The organism is Sphingobacterium rhinopitheci (genome assembly GCF_022627575.1).
Classification (GTDB): domain Bacteria; phylum Bacteroidota; class Bacteroidia; order Sphingobacteriales; family Sphingobacteriaceae; genus Sphingobacterium; species Sphingobacterium rhinopitheci.
In genome coordinates, this window is sequence record NZ_JADEYQ010000007.1 from 36069 (window position 1) to 54037 (window position 17969).

Below are 17969 nucleotides of genomic sequence, written 5' to 3' on the forward strand. Positions count from 1 at the left end.
ATTATAATGGTAGTTTTACTATAAATGTAGTTCCCTTATTCAATTCACTGTTGACAGCAACCGTTCCTCCATGTTGCTCAACTACCTGCTTAACATAAGCCAGACCTAAACCAAATCCTTTTACAGGATGTAAATCCCCACTCGGCACTCTAAAAAACATAGTAAAGATATTATCTATATAATTTTGCGCAATACCGATTCCATAATCCTTTATTTCAATAGTGATGTCCTTTTTAGCCTTATAAATATGAACATCTACTTTTGCACTATCGTAAGAATATTTTATAGCATTATCAAGAAGGTTATTAAAGACATTTTTTAAATGTGAAGCATCTGCATTAAGCCAAAAATCATCATCATCTACTAATAGATTTACATGTACCTCCTTATTGGCCCCCAATTTAGATAATTCAATCACTTCCAATACTAAAAGTTTAATGTCAATAGGTACTTTGAGTAAAACTATACCTTTAACTTCATCCATATCTAATTGTAAAACTTTCTCGATCATATTTGCTAAATGAGTAAGTTCGCTCTGTGAAATTTGGAGATATTTCTCCATTTTAGTCTTATCATCTTTAGCGCCGTATCGTTGTACAGCTTCAATTGCCGCCATCACGGTGGCAACTGGCGTTTTGAGTTCATGAGTCATATTATTAACAAATGATTTTCGCAGAATCGCCAATTTATTTTGCCTACTAATGGTCCAAAACAGATAGCTAAATGTCCCAATCAAACCAAACACTAACAGAAAAGCAACTACCAATTGCCAAAACATTTTGGATAATACATAACTAACCGGCTGTACAAAAGTAGCCTTCAAAAATTCTCTCTTTGCTGGATTAACCAGCATAGGTCTTGTACTCATAAACCCTAAACTATCAACATATGCCCGGGGTCTATATCTTTTCTGATTGTCATGCATTCGTTCTAAAACGATACGAACATCAAAACCCATCCCTTTATCTTTCAATACATTGCTCAATAGGCTATCCAAAGTAACCAATGTATTGGTGTCAAATGATATTTGCTCCAACAGAAAAGGGGGCATTATAGATTTACTTACATTATTATAATATGGCTTTTCCATTTTTGAATTAAAGTGAGTAAACCGCTCCATTGATAAGCTATCTAATATTACCTTGAGCTTCGACGAATCAATACCACTATATACCTTTGACAATTCTTTTACAAGATCGCCGCTATCAAAACTATGAAAGTCCCCTTTATGATGCTGCTTAATACTATCTTGGTGAAAATTATAATAATTTTGCACCACATTAAACAAACTTCTTTCCACTTCTGAGACAGATGTTTCAAGCCGATCCTTATAACTTCCATATAACCAAATGGAGATTACTGCTACAATTCCTGTTAATGACAGGATAATTATAAACATCAATATTTTAAACTTCTTTAACATGATTAAAACAAATTTAAATTCTTAGATTTGCACGACAACTTATGACAAGTCATATTTAACAAATTATAACACATATTAACAGTAGGTATTACTTACATTTGCATAGTAACAAATATATATGAGTCAATTATTACACTTTAGAATACTTTTTATCTGCTCACTATTAATCGGAACTACAACATTCTATAGTTGTAATAAAGATACAAGTATATCATTAGGAAAAATAAATGAAAATTTTGGTGTAGTTACCGTAGACTCAATGTCTGTATTTACTTCAACATACCAACTTTTAAATATGCCTTCGGCAGCCACTGGTGTTGTACTAGTAGGTAAATCTACCCAAGCAGATATTGGTACCATTACTTCTAAATCCTATATGAATTTGATTTTTGAAGCTTTGGGTAATGATATTCCAGAAAATGCAACCTTTGACTCTGTAAATGTTGTTTTAAAACCTTCGGCAAATAGATACTATTATGGAGATACTACAAAAGTACAGTCAATAGCCATACATAGAGTAACCGAAGAAATAAAAACAGAAGACCTTACAACTTCAGTAGACAACTTTAATACGCCTGTTTATGTAACAGGACCTACTATATTTAACACAAAAAATTTCACTTACGATTCTTCGCCATTAGGCGATATAACATTCAGTCCTAATGTAAAAAGCTTAGATAGCATTGCTATTAAGCTGGATCATGCCTTTGGGAAAGATCTATATGATAAAATCATAACTAATGATTGGAATGTTAGTAGTAATGAATTATTGTTACAATACTTGAAAGGAATTGTGATTGTTCCTGATGCAAATAACAGTGCATTATTAGGATTAAGTGATACCGTTAATTTAAATATAAATTATTCGTATATTGGAAGTGATGGTTTTGTAAAGACTGGTAAAAAGAGCTTAGTTTCATTACAAAAAGCATATCAATTTAATAATATTGAGTACGATCGTACAGGCACTCCATTTGCTAGTATAAACAATAGTAATAGAGAACTTAAAAGTACTGCTACAAACGGTGAAGTATTAATACAATCGGGATCAGGTCTTGTAGCTAAAGTAAATATCCCTTCATTAAATGATTTTTTAATTGAGCCAGATATTGCGATCAATAAAATTGAATTAATTGTAGAAACAACAGGCATTAATTATGGATTTTATCCATCTCCAAATGCACTTATGATCTTAGTAGCAAATGGAAATGGTATTCCTTTTTCATATGTGACTACGCCATTTTCGAACACTATACAATCAGCAACATTTACCCCAGGTAACGGCTCAGGTGTAAATGGAAAATACATATTCAACTTAATTGAATATGTAAAACTAGTGAATACTCCATCATATAAGGATGCTTCCTTATTGTTGGCAACGACTTCCCCTGCTCTATTTAATACAGCAAATGCTGCATTTATAGCAACAGAAAATGGAAAACCAAAAATTAAATTAAATATTGTATATACTAAATTTAGATAATTTATGAATAAGAAAAATTGGCTATGTTTATTGTTAGCCGCAGCTTTTGCCTTTACAACTTTTAACTCATGTAAAAAAAGTGAATCAAACGAAGACGATGGCATTGAAGAGTGGGTAAAAAGCTCTGCATTTGATGGCGACCCAAGAAGTTTTGCCGCATCTTTTCAAATTGGCAATACTGGTTATTTAGCAACGGGAATTTTATCAACTAACGAACGTGTAAACGACGCTTGGTCTTTTACTAATAATATTTGGACAAAACTACCTGATTTTGCTGGTGAAGCTAGAAATGGTGCTGTAGGATTTTCTATCAATGGCGTTGGTTTTATAGGAACAGGTTTTAATGGTACAGATGCATTATCTGACTTTTGGAAATATGAGCCACAAACTCAAAAATGGACAAAAATTGCAGATTTCCCAGGTGAAGCACGTTATGGTGCAGTTGCATTTACTTTAGGTGGCTTTGGCTATGTAGGTACTGGTGCAACTAAAACACAGAAAACACTTAAAGATTTCTACAAATATGACCCTAGTAACGATACATGGGAAGTTGTAAATACACCATTCAAAAACAAACGTGTAAATGCTTTTGCATTTGTCATTGGAAATAAAGCTTATGTAGGTGGTGGTATAGACAATAATCAGTACCCTGAAGATTTCTACTCTTTCGATGGTACTGCTTGGAATGAATTAGCACCTCTAAAAGATAAGCAAAGCACATATGACTTGACTCGTCAAGCGGCATCTTCATTTGTAATTGGTAATAATGGATTTGTAGTAGGTGGTAAAAAATCATCCGTTTTAGGAACAACATGGAAATATGATTCAGCTAAAAATGAATGGATTGACATTCATGATGCATTACCTCAGAATGCTAGAGAAGGAGCTGTTTCTTATTCTATAGATTCTAAAGGATACTTAACTACAGGTGCTAATGGTTCTTTCAAATTTGATGACACTTGGGTATTTACTCAAATTAGATAATTACTATAATTATAAGGCATAAAAAAAGAGTAAGTACCCATGGGTACTTACTCTTTTTTTATGCCTTATAAATTTCGCTATGAAGGCATTACATACATTACAAAAGCAATTAAAATGATTAATAAAACATTAAAAATTGTCAATCGAAATAAACTGATACTATTAATATTTGTTTTTTTCATATCTTTATAAAAAGTAGTAGCTTCTTTATAGATTATTCATGATAGATAAATTATCTAACAACATCAATAATAATACCAAATTTACATAAGTTAATATTATAAGATTACTTTCTCATGTAAATTAGGTTAATCTATAATTATATAAGCCCCTTTTTAGCAAGTAATTCCGCGATTTGTACTGCATTAGTTGCGGCACCTTTTCTCAAATTATCCGCCACAACCCATAAGTTAACCGTTTTATCTTGAGATTCATCACGACGAATTCTTCCTACAAATACCTCGTCTTTTCCATGCGCATCTTTAGGCATTGGATATTCAAGCTTAGACGGATTATCCACGACAATCACACCTTCTTGATTAGCTAAAGCTTGACGTAACTCATCCAAATCGAAATCATTCTCAAACTCAATATTTAAAGCTTCAGAGTGTCCGCCAATTACAGGGATACGTACTGTCGTAGCCGTTACTCTAATAGAATCATCTTGCATGATTTTATTTGTCTCCTTGATCATCTTCATTTCCTCTTTTGTATAACCATTATCTTGGAATACATCGATTTGCGGAATAACATTCAAGTCAATTTGATAAGGGTATGCTTTTTCCCCTTCAACTCCTGTACGCTCATCATTTAACTGTTGTACAGCTTTAACACCTGTACCTGTCACTGATTGATAAGTAGATACTACGACACGCTTAATTTTATATTTTTCATGCAAAGGCTTCAATACAACAACCATCTGAATAGTTGAACAATTAGGATTTGCAATTATTTTATCATCTGCTGTCAAAACATCTCCATTAACCTCCGGAACAACTAATTTTTTTGTTGGATCCATTCGCCAAGCTGAAGAATTATCTATCACCGTAATACCTGCCTCAGCAAATAATGGTGCATATTCAATAGAAGTATTACCCCCTGCAGAGAATAAAGCAACATCAGGTTTTAAAGAAATAGCATCTGTTGCTGTTACGATTTTATACTTCTTACCTTTAAAATCAATTTCCTTACCCTTACTTCTTTCTGAAGCAACTGGAATTAATTCTGTTATCGGGAAGTTTCTTTCCGCTAATACTCTCAACATCTCTGACCCAACTAAACCTGTCGCGCCAACTACTGCTACTTTCATCTTCTTGAATTTTAGTTTTTAATTGTTTTAAATTCTATTAAACTTTTCAAACTTAACGAATATTAAATTATAAAATGAAAAATTTTTACATTATTTTCAATAATTTAAAACAATATTCGTAAAAAACCACACAATAACGATGTTAAAATTGCAAATATCATAACATTACTACGATTACATTCCGAATTAACGGTTTCAAAGTATCTCCAAGAACAAAAAAAGTTCAGTAAATTTAGTAAACTAACGAAGAGCACTGATTCAAGTGCCGTATATTTATGACTGCTAGGTTCTTATTATATTCATTACTATTTATCGTACAAATATGTACCCTAAATAACAGTAAAGCTCAAATAGTCATAAATGAAATTATGTCCAATCCAAATAATGGGCGATTACCCAATTATGAATATATAGAATTGTTCAACTCTAGTAGAATTCCAATCCAATTGAGCGAGTTTACATTTGGATATAATAATAATCGCGTATCCTTACCAGAATATTTGCTAGCACCACAGCAATATGTTATTCTATGCAATCAGGAGGCTCTCCCAGCATTCGAGAGATATGGTAATGTATTAGCTTTATCAAGATGGTATATACTCGCTAACACTGGTGCTACCTTACAAATATTTAGAAACAGCACATTAATAGATGCTGTTTCTTATAGAAACACTTGGCATCGCAATACTTCAAAACGAAATGGTGGCTGGAGTCTAGAACGGATTAATCCTAATTGGACTTGTAATTTAAGGGAAAACTGGGCTAGCTCTGAAGCATTAAATGGCGGTACACCAGGGCGACGTAATTCAATAGTTGACAGAAATTCAAGACCACAGATCCTGCTAACACATTCGAGTATTACCGCTAATAAAATAAACTTAACCTTTAATACATCATCCTTTAATCATCAGCAGATCACGGTAGACGATTTTGAAATAAATAATGGTATTGGTAAACCAACTTCTATTCAATGGAATGAATCCCTAGATACGTTGACCCTACTCTTCGTTAAGGATTTTGAAGAAAACAAGATATATATACTAATGACCAAACCCATTGAAATCTGTTCCTTTTTTGTCAAAATACCCAATGAAAAACTATTCAAGCAAACAACAGTAAATCATCAAGATATTATTATATCGGAAATATTATTTAACCCTAAAGAAGGAGGGGTTGATTTTGTAGAAGTATATAATGTTACCAACTTACCTATAAACTTAAAAAATTGGAAAATTGGGAACCGAACTATTAGCGAAGATATACTATTAATCGATCCTGATGAATACCTCGCACTAACCATAAATAAAGCTATCTTATCCCTGCATTATCCTTCCGCGATTGCTAATAATATATTACAACTCGCAAGTCTCCCGCCCTATCCTAATCAACAAGGAAACGTAATGCTATTTTCGGCCAATAATCTTTTAATAGATTCGGTATATTATAATGCCAATATGCATGACCCGATACTCCGTAATGTGAAAGGTATTTCATTGGAAAGACAATCTACTAATCGATTCGATTTACAGTTCAATACGTTTAGTTCTGCTTCAACTTTACATGAAGGAGCCACTCCAGGATATAAAAACTCAACAAGTGTTGATAATATGTTGAAAAAAAATAAAATATTTTTCACCTCAAAAACGGTCTCTCCAAACAATGATTTCTATGAGGATTTTTTAGAAATAAACTATCAATTTAATGATGCTGACTACTACATAAATATTACAATATATAATGATAAAGGCACTTTAATCAACCGTTTGATTCGTAATCAAAGAGCAGGTTCTACAGGAATAATAGAATGGAACACACTACATGAAAATGGCAAAAAAGCAACTGCCGGACATTACATAATGATTGCTGAAATATATAATAATAAAGGCCAAAAAGAACGCTTCAAAAAAGCATTTGTTATTGTCTCTGATATACTCAGCTATTGACAAGAACGTATTAAAAAAAGTATCTTTGTACTATAATGAAAGAAACGATTGTACTCTTAGGATCAAATGGCCAAATTGGCTCAGAATTAGGTTTAGCACTACGTGCTAAATTCGGCACATCCAATGTAATTACCTCTGATATTAGGGAACCTAAATCATTAGGAGAAGGTGAAATCTTCGAAACTATTAACGTCCTGGACAGAGATGCCCTAAGAACTCTTTTTGAAAAATATAAACCTACACAAGTTTATCTATTAGCAGCAATGCTATCTGCAACAGGTGAACAATATCCATTGAAAGCATGGGATTTGAACATGAATGGTTTATTAAATGTTTTAAATCTATGTATAGAATTAGGTATTAAGAAAATATTTTGGCCTAGCTCTATTGCTGTTTTTGGACCAAATTCGCCTACTACTAATACCCCTCAATACTGTGTAATGGATCCTAACAGCATCTATGGTATCAGTAAATTGGCTGGTGAAAGACTATGTGAGTATTATACGGAAAAATATGGGTTAGATATCCGCAGTATCAGATATCCAGGTATTATCTCTTGGAAAACAGCACCAGGAGGAGGTACAACAGATTACGCCGTTCACATCTTCTTCGAAGCACTAGCAAAAGGTGCTTACCAAAGTTTTTTAAGTGAAAACACCGCACTTCCAATGATGTATATGGATGACGCTGTTCGTGCTACCATCCAGTTAATGGACGCACCGGCAGAAAATTTAAGAATTCGCTCAAGCTACAATTTGGCAGGTATTTCGTTCACTCCTGCAGAAATAGCTGAAGAAATTAAAAAAATTCTTCCTAATTTTGAAATGTCTTACTCAGAAGGTGATCCGCGCCAAGCAATTGCAGATTCTTGGCCACAAAGTATTGATGACCAATATGCACAAGAAGATTGGAATTGGAAGTTAAAATATGATTTAACGACGATGACCAAAGACATGATCGAAAATCTTAAAACAAACATATAACATAACAAAATGGGTAGAGCATTTGAATTCAGAAAAGAAAGAAAATTTAAGCGCTGGGCCAAAATGGCAATTCAGTTTACGCGTTTAGGGAAAGAAATCGCTATCGCTGTAAAAGAAGGAGGCCCTCACCCAGAAAATAACTCTCGCTTACGTACGGCTATTCAAAATGCAAAGGCAGTAAATATGCCTAAAGATCGTGTTGAAGCAGCAATTAAGAGAGCTTCAGAAAAAGATGCTAAAGGCTATGAGGAATACGTTTACGAAGGATACGGCCCTCATGGAGTACCTGTATTGATCGAGACAGCTACAGATAACACAAATCGTACTGTTGCAAATGTACGCAGTTACTTCACTAAAGCTGGTGGTTCGTTAGGTAAAACTGGATCTTTAGATTTTATATTTAATCGCAAATCCATTTTTCGATTCCCTGCTGCAGAAGATCTGGACGTTGAAGAACTAGAATTAGAGTTAATCGATGGAGGATTAGAAGAACTATACATCGAATCTGACGAAGAAGGAAACGATATTGCTGTAGTACAAACATCATTCGAAGATTTTGGTAATATGCAACGCCTATTAGAAGAAAAAGGAATTGAAGTTTCTTCTGCAAAATTAGAACGTATTGCATTATCTCATTCTACATTGACAGAAGAACAAGCTGCTGATGTCTTAAAAATGATAGATAAAATCGAAGAAGATGATGATGTTCAAGCTGTGTATCATAACATGGACTAAAAATTTTTCGCTATATTGCAGAAAAGAGGGTTATACCCTCTTTTTTTTTATATAGACAATTCATTACCTTTGATAATGCTTAGTTTCGAAGATTTTTTCATTAAAAAGAAAATAGATTTACCTGCTCTAAAAGCTGCAGATCAGCCTTTATATGATGAATTTAAATCTCATTATTTGATAATGGGAGAAAAAAGCTTTGATCATTCTAAAAAATTTTGGTTCAATCGCCTTAGAAAGACATATTTGCTTAAAGAAATAGAGAACCTTAAAGTATCTACTTCTGGAATAAGTAAAATAAATGAACCGATAGTTTCATCTGCAGAAATAAAGGTCACAGATATAACCGTGCCAAAACCTTTAGGATTCAAACCTAAAATTAAAACTGATACTGTTGCTAAACCACAAGTAAGTCCAAATACGGAAGAGCTTAATGCTAAACCTGCTGGATTCAAACCTCGATTTAAAGCAGGCGTAACAAAAGCTACAGAAGCTACAGCACAAGATAATACGGCGTCACAAGAAGCAAAACCTTCGGAAGTAGCCGACGGCCAAGAAACAGCAAATAAACCTGCTGGATTCAAACCTCGATTTAAAGCAGGCGTAACAAAAGCTACAGAAACTACAGCACAAGATAATACGGCGTCACAAGAAGTAAAACCTTCGGAAGTAGCCGACGGCCAAGAAACAGCAAACAAACCTGCTGGATTCAAACCTCGATTTAAAGCAGGCGTAACAAATGCTACAGAAGCTACAGCACAAGATAATACGGTGTCACAAGAAGTAAAACCTTCGGAAGTAGCCGACGCCCAAGAAACAGCAAACAAACCTGCTGGATTCAAACCTCGATTTAAAGCAGGTGTAACAAAAGCTACAGAAGCTACAGCACAAGATAATACGGCGTCACAAGAAGCAAAACCTTCGGAAGTAGCCGACGGCCAAGAAACAGCAAACAAACCTGCTGGATTCAAACCTCGATTTAAAGCAGGCGTAACAAAAGCTACAGAAGCTACAGCACAAGATAATACGGTGTCACAAGAAGTAAAACCTTCGGAAGTATCCGACGGCCAAGAAACAGCAAACAAACCTGCTGGATTCAAACCTCGATTTAAAGCAGGCGTAACAAAAGCTACAGCACAAGATAATACGGCATCACAAGAAGTAAAACCTTCGGAAGTATCCGACGGCCAAGAAACAGCAAATAAACCTGCTGGATTCAAACCTCGATTTAAAGCAGGCGTAACAAAAGCTACAGAAGCTACAGCACAAGATAATACCGCATCACAAGAAGCAAAACCTTCGGAAGTATCCGACGGCCAAGAAACAGCAAATAAACCTGCTGGATTCAAACCTCGATTTAAAGCAGGCGTAACAAAAGCTACAGAAGCTACAGCACAAGATAATACCGCATCACAAGAAGCAAAACCTTCGGAAGTATCCGACGGCCAAGAAACAGCAAATAAACCTGCTGGATTCAAACCTCGATTTAAAGCAGGCGTAACAAAAGCTACAGAAGCTACAGCACAAGATAATACCGCATCACAAGAAGCAAAACCTTCGGAAGTATCCGACGGCCAAGAAACAGCAAATAAACCTGCTGGATTCAAACCTCGATTTAAAGCAGGCGTAACAAAAGCTACAGAAGCTACAGCACAAGATAATACCGCATCACAAGAAGTAAAACCTTCGGAAGTAGCCGACGCCCAAGAAACAACAAATAAACCTGCTGGATTCAAACCTCGATTTAAAGCAGGCGTAACAAAAGCTACAGAAGCTACAGCACAAGATAATACCGCATCACAAGAAGTAAAACCTTCGGAAGTAGCCGACGCCCAAGAAACAACAAATAAACCTGCTGGATTCAAACCTCGATTTAAAGCAGGCGTAACAAAAGCTACAGAAGCTACAGCACAAGATAATACCGCATCACAAGAAGTAAAACCTTCGGAAGTAGCCGACGCCCAAGAAACAACAAATAAACCTGCTGGATTCAAACCTCGATTTAAAGCAGGAATCACAAAGAATCAAGACAATAAAAACGAAAACTAACGTTTTAATTATAAACCAGTTATTAAATAAAAAACCATGTTAAAAGAAGAAAGACAAGCATATATTATTCACCAAATAAATCTGCATAATAAAGTTTTATCGACAGACTTAAGCATTCAACTAAATGTATCTGAAGATACAATTAGAAGAGATTTAAATGAACTTGCTGAAAATGGTAAGGTTATTAAAGTATATGGTGGTGCATTGTCTAAATCTTTCCAATTTCCTTTTCAAGAAGGTAACGTATATGCTAAGGATGCGAAAAAGGAAATTGCTAGTAAAGCATTGACACTTATTCAAAATGGTATGACGATATTGATTGGCGGTGGAACCACTATGATTGAATTAGCACGATTAATACCGAGTGACTTACAATGTACTTTTTTTACCATTAGTCCACTTGTAGCATTAGAATTAGCGGAGAAAGAAAATATTGAAGTTAATCTATTAGGCGGAAAACTTTCACGCAACACAAATATCGTTACTGGCGCACAAGTTATAAATGAATTGTCAGATATAAAAGTTGACTTATGCTTATTAGGAACTAATAGTTTGTCTATAGAAGATGGTATAACGGATTCAGATTGGGAGGTAGTGCAGATTAAACGTGCGATGATTAAATGTTCCAAAAACTTAGCCATCTTAAGTATAGCAGAAAAATTAAATTCTAACCAAAAAATGCGTGTAGCACCTTTGAAAGAGGTTAACTATTTGATTACAGAATTAAAAAATACAGATAAGATCCTTAAAGACTTCGCCAACGAAATCAAAATTATCTAACCTATTTTTTACAGTAGATATTAATGTCAACAAGAAAAAAAGCAGTATCGGGTATTTTTTGGACTTTTACAGATGCTATTCTTCTAAAAGGTCTATCCTTACTTTCTTTTTATATTCTTGCGCGGTTACTTACCAAAGAAGATTATGGCTTGTATGCCATTCTTATTGTTTTTATCAATATTGGTACTACCATAGTAGAAAGTGGATTAAGCAACTCACTTATTCGTACAACGAATCCAACACAGTTAGATTATTCTACTGTGTTTTGGATGAATATATTTTCTGCTATTTTATTATACACAGGTTTATACTTTGCTATACCTTCTATTGTTAGTTACATTGGTAAACCTATTCCAATAGATGTACTAAGAGTAAGCTCTATCAGTATTATTTTATCCAGTTTCACAACAGTACAAATGGCCATCTTAACCAAAGAGATGCAATTTCAAAAATTGATGATTGCGAATATTCCTTCCGCAATAATTAGTCCTGCTGTTGGTGTCACACTAGCTTATTATGGATTTGGCATATGGTCATTGGTAGTAATGTCTTTAACGGCACCTTTTTTTCAAAGTATATCATTATGGACTGCATCATTATGGAGACCTGCTTTTATATTCGTAAAAAGCAAAGCTAAATATCACTTTTCCTTTGGTTATAAACTCTTACTATCAGCTTTATTAGATACTATTTTCAAAAATATTTACAATATCATAATCCCTAAACGATTTTCGTTAGTTTCTAATGGTGAATACGAAAGAGCGAATACATTAAATGGATATCCTACTAATATTCTAACGACAATAGTTTCTAAAGTAACCTATCCATTATTAACAAATATAAAAGACAATAAAGAAGAAATATCCAACGCATACAAGCAAATTTTAAGAGTATCCCTTTACATTAGCGCACCTTTAATGTTAGGACTTGCTGCTACAGCGCCCAGTCTAATTCTATTTTTGTTAGGCGCTCAATATGCTGAAGCAATACCTTACTTTCAGATTCTCTGTCTAGCAAGTATGCTTTACCCTATACATTCTATCAACTTGAATGTATTGAAAGTTTATGGACGCTCAGATCTATTCTTAAAACTAGAAGTTATAAAGAAAATACTCACCGTTATATGTATAGCCTGCGCTTGGAATTATGGAATAATAGGCTTGTTATGGAGCTCTGTAGCCGCCTCAGCATTATCTTTGTTGGTCAATACCTATTATAGCGAAAAACTAATTGACTACTCTACAAAAAAACAACTTATAGAAATGATCCCTACCTTACTTGCAGCACTATGCATGTACGGTATTATCATCTTAGTAGCACAATACACAGCATCTTTCGCACTCATATTACAGATTTTGTTTAACTTTATTGCAGGAATAATAGGATATATAGGACTTAGTTATATTTTTAAATTAACTCCATTTTATTTTCTACTCAAAATCATTAAAAATTATCGATCATGATTCAAGTGACAAAGCCCTTCTTGCCCCCAGTAGAAGACTATAAAAAATATATAGACAAAATATGGCAACGACAATGGCTCACGAACATGGGCCCCCTTTCAAGCGAGTTAGAAATGCAATTGAAAGAATTCCTAAATCTTGATCATTTAATATTTGTTACCAATGGAACTGTAGCCTTACAGCTTGCTATACGTGCTTTAGATTTAAAAGGGGAAATTATTACTACTCCTTTTTCATTTGTGGCTACCACGAGTAGCATTGTCTGGGAAGGGTGCACACCTGTATTTGTTGATATTGATAAAAACTCGTTAAATATAGATGCTGACAAAATCGAAGCTGCTATCACAGAAAATACATCTGCTATATTAGCTACACATGTATATGGTAATCCCTGTGAAATAGATAAAATTGAAGAAATAGCAAAAAAGCACAATTTAAAAATTATTTATGATGCTGCACATGCCTTTGCTGTGCAATATAAAGGTAAATCTGTCTTTGAATATGGCGACATCAGTATTTGCTCACTTCACGCTACCAAATTATACCATTCTACAGAAGGGGGATTGATTATAACCAAAGATCCTTCATTACTAAAAAAGGCCGCTTTAATGCGTAATTTTGGTATTTCTGATTTTAATAAATTCGCTGAATTAGGAATTAATGGCAAAAATTCAGAATTCCATGCAGCTATGGGCTTGGTAAACTTGAAATATGTAGACGATATTATTGCCAAAAGGCGCGAGTTATCTTTACAATATAATATAGGTTTAAAAAATGTGAAGGGCTATTTCCCTACATGGAATACAAATTCAGATCCTAATTTTGCCTATTACCCAATTGTATTGCAGACAGAACAGCTCTTATTAAATGTGATGGAAGAATTAGGTAAAAACCAAATCTTTACGCGACGATATTTCTACCCATCATTAGCTTCAGCTCTTCCTTATTTAGAACCCAAGGACCTGCCTATCACGGATGATATTTCCAAACGCGTACTTTGTCTACCTCTATATTATGATTTGACCATTGAAGAGGTCAATTTGATTACGCGATTAATATTACGTACCCAAAATAATACACAATGGTAATATTAGGAGCTGGAGGATTTGCAAAAGAAATACTACAAGTAGTCGAGCATAATTATGCAAACGAACCACTTGCTTTTTATGACGATAGAACTGAAAATCTACCAGATCTACTTTTTGACAAATATTTAATCTTAAAAAATCAAGAAGAATTAAAAACATATTTCTTACAGCATGGTCCTAACTTTATCATAGGCATCGGCAATTCCAAAGCTCGAGCATATATGATACAGATGGCGACAGAGCACGGAGGTATTCTACAATCAGCAATAGATAAGAATGCACATATTAGTACTTATTGCAAGATAGGTAATGGCGCAACAATATTAAACAATGCTAATATCAGTAATGCTGTACAAATAGGGAAAGCTACATTGGTATATTATAACGTGGTAATTACCCATGACTGTACTATTGGAGACTATGTAGAGCTGTCTCCAGGCGCTACATTATTGGGACATGTTACCGTAGATGATTATACACAAATCGGTGCCAATGCTACCATTTTACCAAGCATTAAAATAGGCAAACACTGTATCGTAGGTGCAGGAGCTGTAGTGACAAGAGATGTCCCCGATTATGCGATCGTTGCAGGAGTACCTGCAAAAATCATAAAATATAAAGAATAATTATTCTATATGAATATCCATATATTCCATGATGATAAGTTCACAAATGGAGCAATAGAACAATTTGAAAAATATTATCCCGGTCAAAATATATACATTGTATTATTGTATAATAGTACCCAATTAAAATTTACTAATCCAAATTTGAAAATTAAAACTTTTCATATTAGGGATAATGGTATCGTGCAACAGATAGGTCAAATAATTAGCTCAAATAAAGGAGAGAACTTATTTGTACATTATTTGGATACCTACAAAGCATCCATCAGCTTAAAAATATTAGCAAAGTATACGCTCAAATTTTACTGGATTTTTTATGGCGGTGATCTTTACGATTATTTGAGTCGATATAAGCAATATGACATATTAGACCATAGATCATTAAAGAAAAATACATTTAAAAAGGATTTACTAAAAAATATTAAGTATTTACTATGGTTTGGCTGGACAACAAAGTCAGCGATGGAAAAAGCATTTAAGAAATTAGATTATTTTTGCTTCTGGAATGAATACGATTATACATTATTTACTTCAAAAGTAGAAACTAATGCTCGGCACAAAGATTTCATCTATTATAATGCTTTAGGCAATCCAGAATATCCGTTGATAGAAAAGAAAAATACAATAATGGTGAATCATTCTGCCTCTCCATCTGGCAATCATTTCTTTGTATTAGAAACACTAAAAAATCTAGCTTTACAGCAACAGAACTACACCGTATTATTACCGCTAAGCTATGGTGACAAGGCATTTGCTGATAAAATAGTAGAAAGTGCTTATACGACCTTATCCTGTGATATTAAAACGCTCCGTAATTTTATACCGTTAGGTGATTACCAACAAATTCTATCTGAGGTAAAAATTGCTATTTTTGGTATGAAAAGACAAGAAGCTGCAGGCAACATATTTCAACTCTTGAATATGGGAGCAAAAGTTTTTCTACGTAAAGAGAATACACTATTACATTGGTTACGAAAGAGAGATTTTATGGTATATTCTTTGGAAGATGATATAGAAGAGTTAGCACAATTAACCGGCCTGACAGACAAACAAATAGCACACAATAGAAGTTGTTATACTAAAACCTTTAATAATACTGTTTATAAAGAAATGATGGATAAATTGCTGTACAATGAATAACAATAAGACACAACAAACATCACCTATACTTCTATTTGTTTATAACAGACCTATCCATACGCGAAAAGTATTAACTGCCTTAGAAAAAGCAGATTTATCTAACCAATCAGATCTGTTTATATTTTCCGATGGTGCTAAAGATTCAAATAGTATCCATTTGGTCAACCAAGTAAGGGCAATAATATGTGAGCCTTGGCACTTCAAAAGTATCACCATTATTGAGCGTAAAAGCAACCTAGGACTTGCGGCTAATATTATTGATGGTGTATCATCGATAATCAAAAAATATGGCCGAGTAATAGTATTAGAGGATGACTTAGAAATTTCCAAGTACGGCTTGAGATATTTTAATGATGCGCTTACAACATATCAGTTTGAAGACAAGGTGATGGAAATTTCAGGATACATGTATCCTATCAAAAATCCTAGCGAGCTGGATGAGAGCTTTTTCTTTAGAGTAGCCAATAGCTGGGGATGGGCCACATGGTCTAGAGCATGGAATCATTTTGATACTGATATCAACAAATTAACAGAAAACTTCAGCAAAGAAGATATCCAAAGATTCACGATAGATCATACCGAAAATTTTTGGCGTCAAGTTCAGCAGTTTAAAGCAGGACAAATAAACTCATGGGCGATACGTTGGTACTTATCCATATTTAATAAAAATGGCCTTGTACTCTACCCTCGCGAATCAATGATTCAAAATATAGGCACTGACGGATCAGGTACACATTCGGATGAAGATAGCATCTATACAGTAGAGCTAGCAGATAAACCAATCACTAGCTTTCCAAAGGAAATTGAAGAAAATAAAGTAGCTTACGAAGCAATTCGGTATTTTTACAAAAAACGTAAAGGCTCTCTTGTAAATAGAGCCATTCGATATGCAAAAAAAATATGGAAAAAGAGAAATCGATAAACGTGTCTACAGCAAAAATTTCTATAATCACTATCGTATATAACAACGTCAGAGACATTGAATATACCATATCGTCCGTATTGAAACAGACTTATACCAATATCGAATATATCGTCATCGACGGTGCTTCAACTGATGGTACATTAGCTATAATTGAAAAATACAAAGATAATATAGCAACCTTGGTATCTGAAAAAGATAAAGGGATTTATGATGCTATGAATAAAGGATTGGCTCTTGCCACAGGAGATTATCTACTATTTCTTAATTCTGGTGATGCGCTATATGATGAAAACACGGTCCAAACAATAGTAGAAAAAGGTAATAATGCCGACATCATCTATGGTGAGACAAAACTAGTTGATGAAAACAGAGAAATCATCGGTAATAGAAGACATAAAGCACCTGAACACTTTAATTGGAAATCCTTTCAATATGGTATGAATATATGCCATCAAGCAATATATATAAAGCGAGACATTACATCGCCTTATGATTTGCAATATCAGCTTAGTGCTGATATTGATTGGGTAATCCGTGCTGCAAAAAAAGCAAAAACCACACAGAATGTAAATTGCTACGTAGCCCGTTATTTAGTAGGTGGTATGTCCCAAAAAAGACATCGCCAAAGTCTTAAAGAAAGATACGATATCTTTAAAAAACACTATGGCACCGTGCAAAACTGGTTCAATCATGGCATCATAGCATTACGATTAATATCTTATCGCATCACTAATGGCAAATCAAGAGAATAGCATGTTTAACCCCAATATTCTTGTCGAGCTAGCGAACACAAAGATGCCTTTTGGCAAATACCAAGGTTGGCGATTGTGCCACCTTCCAGAGCCCTATTTGGTATGGTACCACAAAAAAGGATTTCCTGCCGGAAAGTTAGGTATTCAATTAGCTACCTTATATGAGATAAAACTAAATGGCTTAGAATATCTATTACAGCCCCTTATCAAAAAATAAACGACCTTTAATTTTATTTAATTAGATAAAACGTATCTTTGCATCATAATTTTTAACATTAAACGCCGTTTG

The 17969-nt window shown here is 34.1% G+C and carries 16 protein-coding genes; 14 read left to right on the forward strand and 2 right to left on the reverse strand.

All coding sequences use genetic code 11. The features are described from left to right. Position 1: 1 nt before the first annotated feature. Positions 2-1423, reverse strand: a complete 1422-nt coding sequence (locus IP023_RS08760; RefSeq protein ID WP_241789895.1) for a sensor histidine kinase — start codon at positions 1421-1423, stop codon at positions 2-4. Positions 1424-1541: 118 nt separating this feature from the next. On the opposite strand from IP023_RS08760, the gene IP023_RS08765 reads away from it, so the two are divergent. Beyond that, positions 1542-2906 (forward strand): DUF4270 family protein, encoded by a 1365-nt coding sequence (locus IP023_RS08765; protein WP_241789896.1) that lies wholly within the window; start codon positions 1542-1544, stop codon positions 2904-2906. 3 nt (positions 2907-2909) lie between these two features. Beyond that, entirely contained in the window at positions 2910-3890 is a 981-nt protein-coding gene (locus IP023_RS08770) for a Kelch repeat-containing protein (protein WP_241789897.1), read from the forward strand. A 319-nt stretch (positions 3891-4209) separates the two neighbouring features. Here IP023_RS08770 and IP023_RS08775 read toward each other — a convergent pair whose 3' ends face one another. Continuing rightward, positions 4210-5199: an aspartate-semialdehyde dehydrogenase gene (locus IP023_RS08775; protein WP_241789898.1), complete on the reverse strand. Its 990-nt coding sequence runs from the start codon at positions 5197-5199 to the stop codon at positions 4210-4212. Positions 5200-5474: 275 nt separating this feature from the next. Between IP023_RS08775 and IP023_RS08780 the strand changes: the two genes are divergently transcribed. The 12 genes from IP023_RS08780 (at position 5475) to IP023_RS08835 (ending at position 17897) form a co-directional block, all read left to right on the forward strand. Then, a complete protein-coding gene (locus IP023_RS08780; RefSeq protein WP_262914390.1) occupies positions 5475-7142 on the forward strand; it encodes a lamin tail domain-containing protein in 1668 nt (555 codons plus the stop codon). A 35-nt stretch (positions 7143-7177) separates the two neighbouring features. Beyond that, the gene (locus IP023_RS08785; protein ID WP_241789900.1) at positions 7178-8125 is read left to right on the forward strand and encodes an NAD-dependent epimerase/dehydratase family protein; all 948 of its coding nucleotides are present in this window, start codon (positions 7178-7180) and stop codon (positions 8123-8125) included. Between the two features lie 9 nt (positions 8126-8134). After that, a complete protein-coding gene (locus tag IP023_RS08790; protein ID WP_241789901.1) occupies positions 8135-8860 on the forward strand; it encodes a YebC/PmpR family DNA-binding transcriptional regulator in 726 nt (241 codons plus the stop codon). A gap of 75 nt (positions 8861-8935) precedes the next feature. Continuing rightward, positions 8936-10906: a hypothetical protein gene (locus IP023_RS08795; protein WP_241789902.1), complete on the forward strand. Its 1971-nt coding sequence runs from the start codon at positions 8936-8938 to the stop codon at positions 10904-10906. A 36-nt stretch (positions 10907-10942) separates the two neighbouring features. Beyond that, entirely contained in the window at positions 10943-11686 is a 744-nt protein-coding gene (locus tag IP023_RS08800) for a DeoR/GlpR family DNA-binding transcription regulator (RefSeq protein WP_241789903.1), read from the forward strand. Positions 11687-11709: 23 nt separating this feature from the next. Then, entirely contained in the window at positions 11710-13149 is a 1440-nt protein-coding gene (locus IP023_RS08805; RefSeq protein ID WP_241789904.1) for a lipopolysaccharide biosynthesis protein, read from the forward strand. Next, positions 13146-14237, forward strand: a complete 1092-nt coding sequence (locus IP023_RS08810; RefSeq protein ID WP_241789905.1) for a DegT/DnrJ/EryC1/StrS family aminotransferase — start codon at positions 13146-13148, stop codon at positions 14235-14237. The genes IP023_RS08805 and IP023_RS08810 overlap by 4 nt, the downstream gene beginning before the upstream one ends. Next, positions 14231-14863 carry an acetyltransferase gene (locus IP023_RS08815; RefSeq protein WP_241789906.1) on the forward strand — a complete coding sequence of 211 codons (633 nt, stop codon included), beginning with the start codon at positions 14231-14233 and terminating at the stop codon, positions 14861-14863. The genes IP023_RS08810 and IP023_RS08815 overlap by 7 nt, the downstream gene beginning before the upstream one ends. A 9-nt stretch (positions 14864-14872) precedes the next feature. Beyond that, a complete protein-coding gene (locus IP023_RS08820; protein WP_241789907.1) occupies positions 14873-16003 on the forward strand; it encodes a TDP-N-acetylfucosamine:lipid II N-acetylfucosaminyltransferase in 1131 nt (376 codons plus the stop codon). Beyond that, complete coding sequence (locus IP023_RS08825) at positions 15996-16925, forward strand: sugar transferase (protein ID WP_241789908.1); 930 nt, start codon at positions 15996-15998, stop codon at positions 16923-16925. Before IP023_RS08820 ends, IP023_RS08825 begins: the two co-directional genes overlap by 8 nt. Further along, positions 16904-17680 (forward strand): glycosyltransferase family 2 protein, encoded by a 777-nt coding sequence (locus IP023_RS08830; RefSeq protein WP_241789909.1) that lies wholly within the window; start codon positions 16904-16906, stop codon positions 17678-17680. The genes IP023_RS08825 and IP023_RS08830 overlap by 22 nt, the downstream gene beginning before the upstream one ends. Beyond that, complete coding sequence (locus IP023_RS08835; RefSeq protein WP_394801848.1) at positions 17661-17897, forward strand: DUF3820 family protein; 237 nt, start codon at positions 17661-17663, stop codon at positions 17895-17897. The genes IP023_RS08830 and IP023_RS08835 overlap by 20 nt, the downstream gene beginning before the upstream one ends. Positions 17898-17969 lie beyond the last annotated feature (72 nt).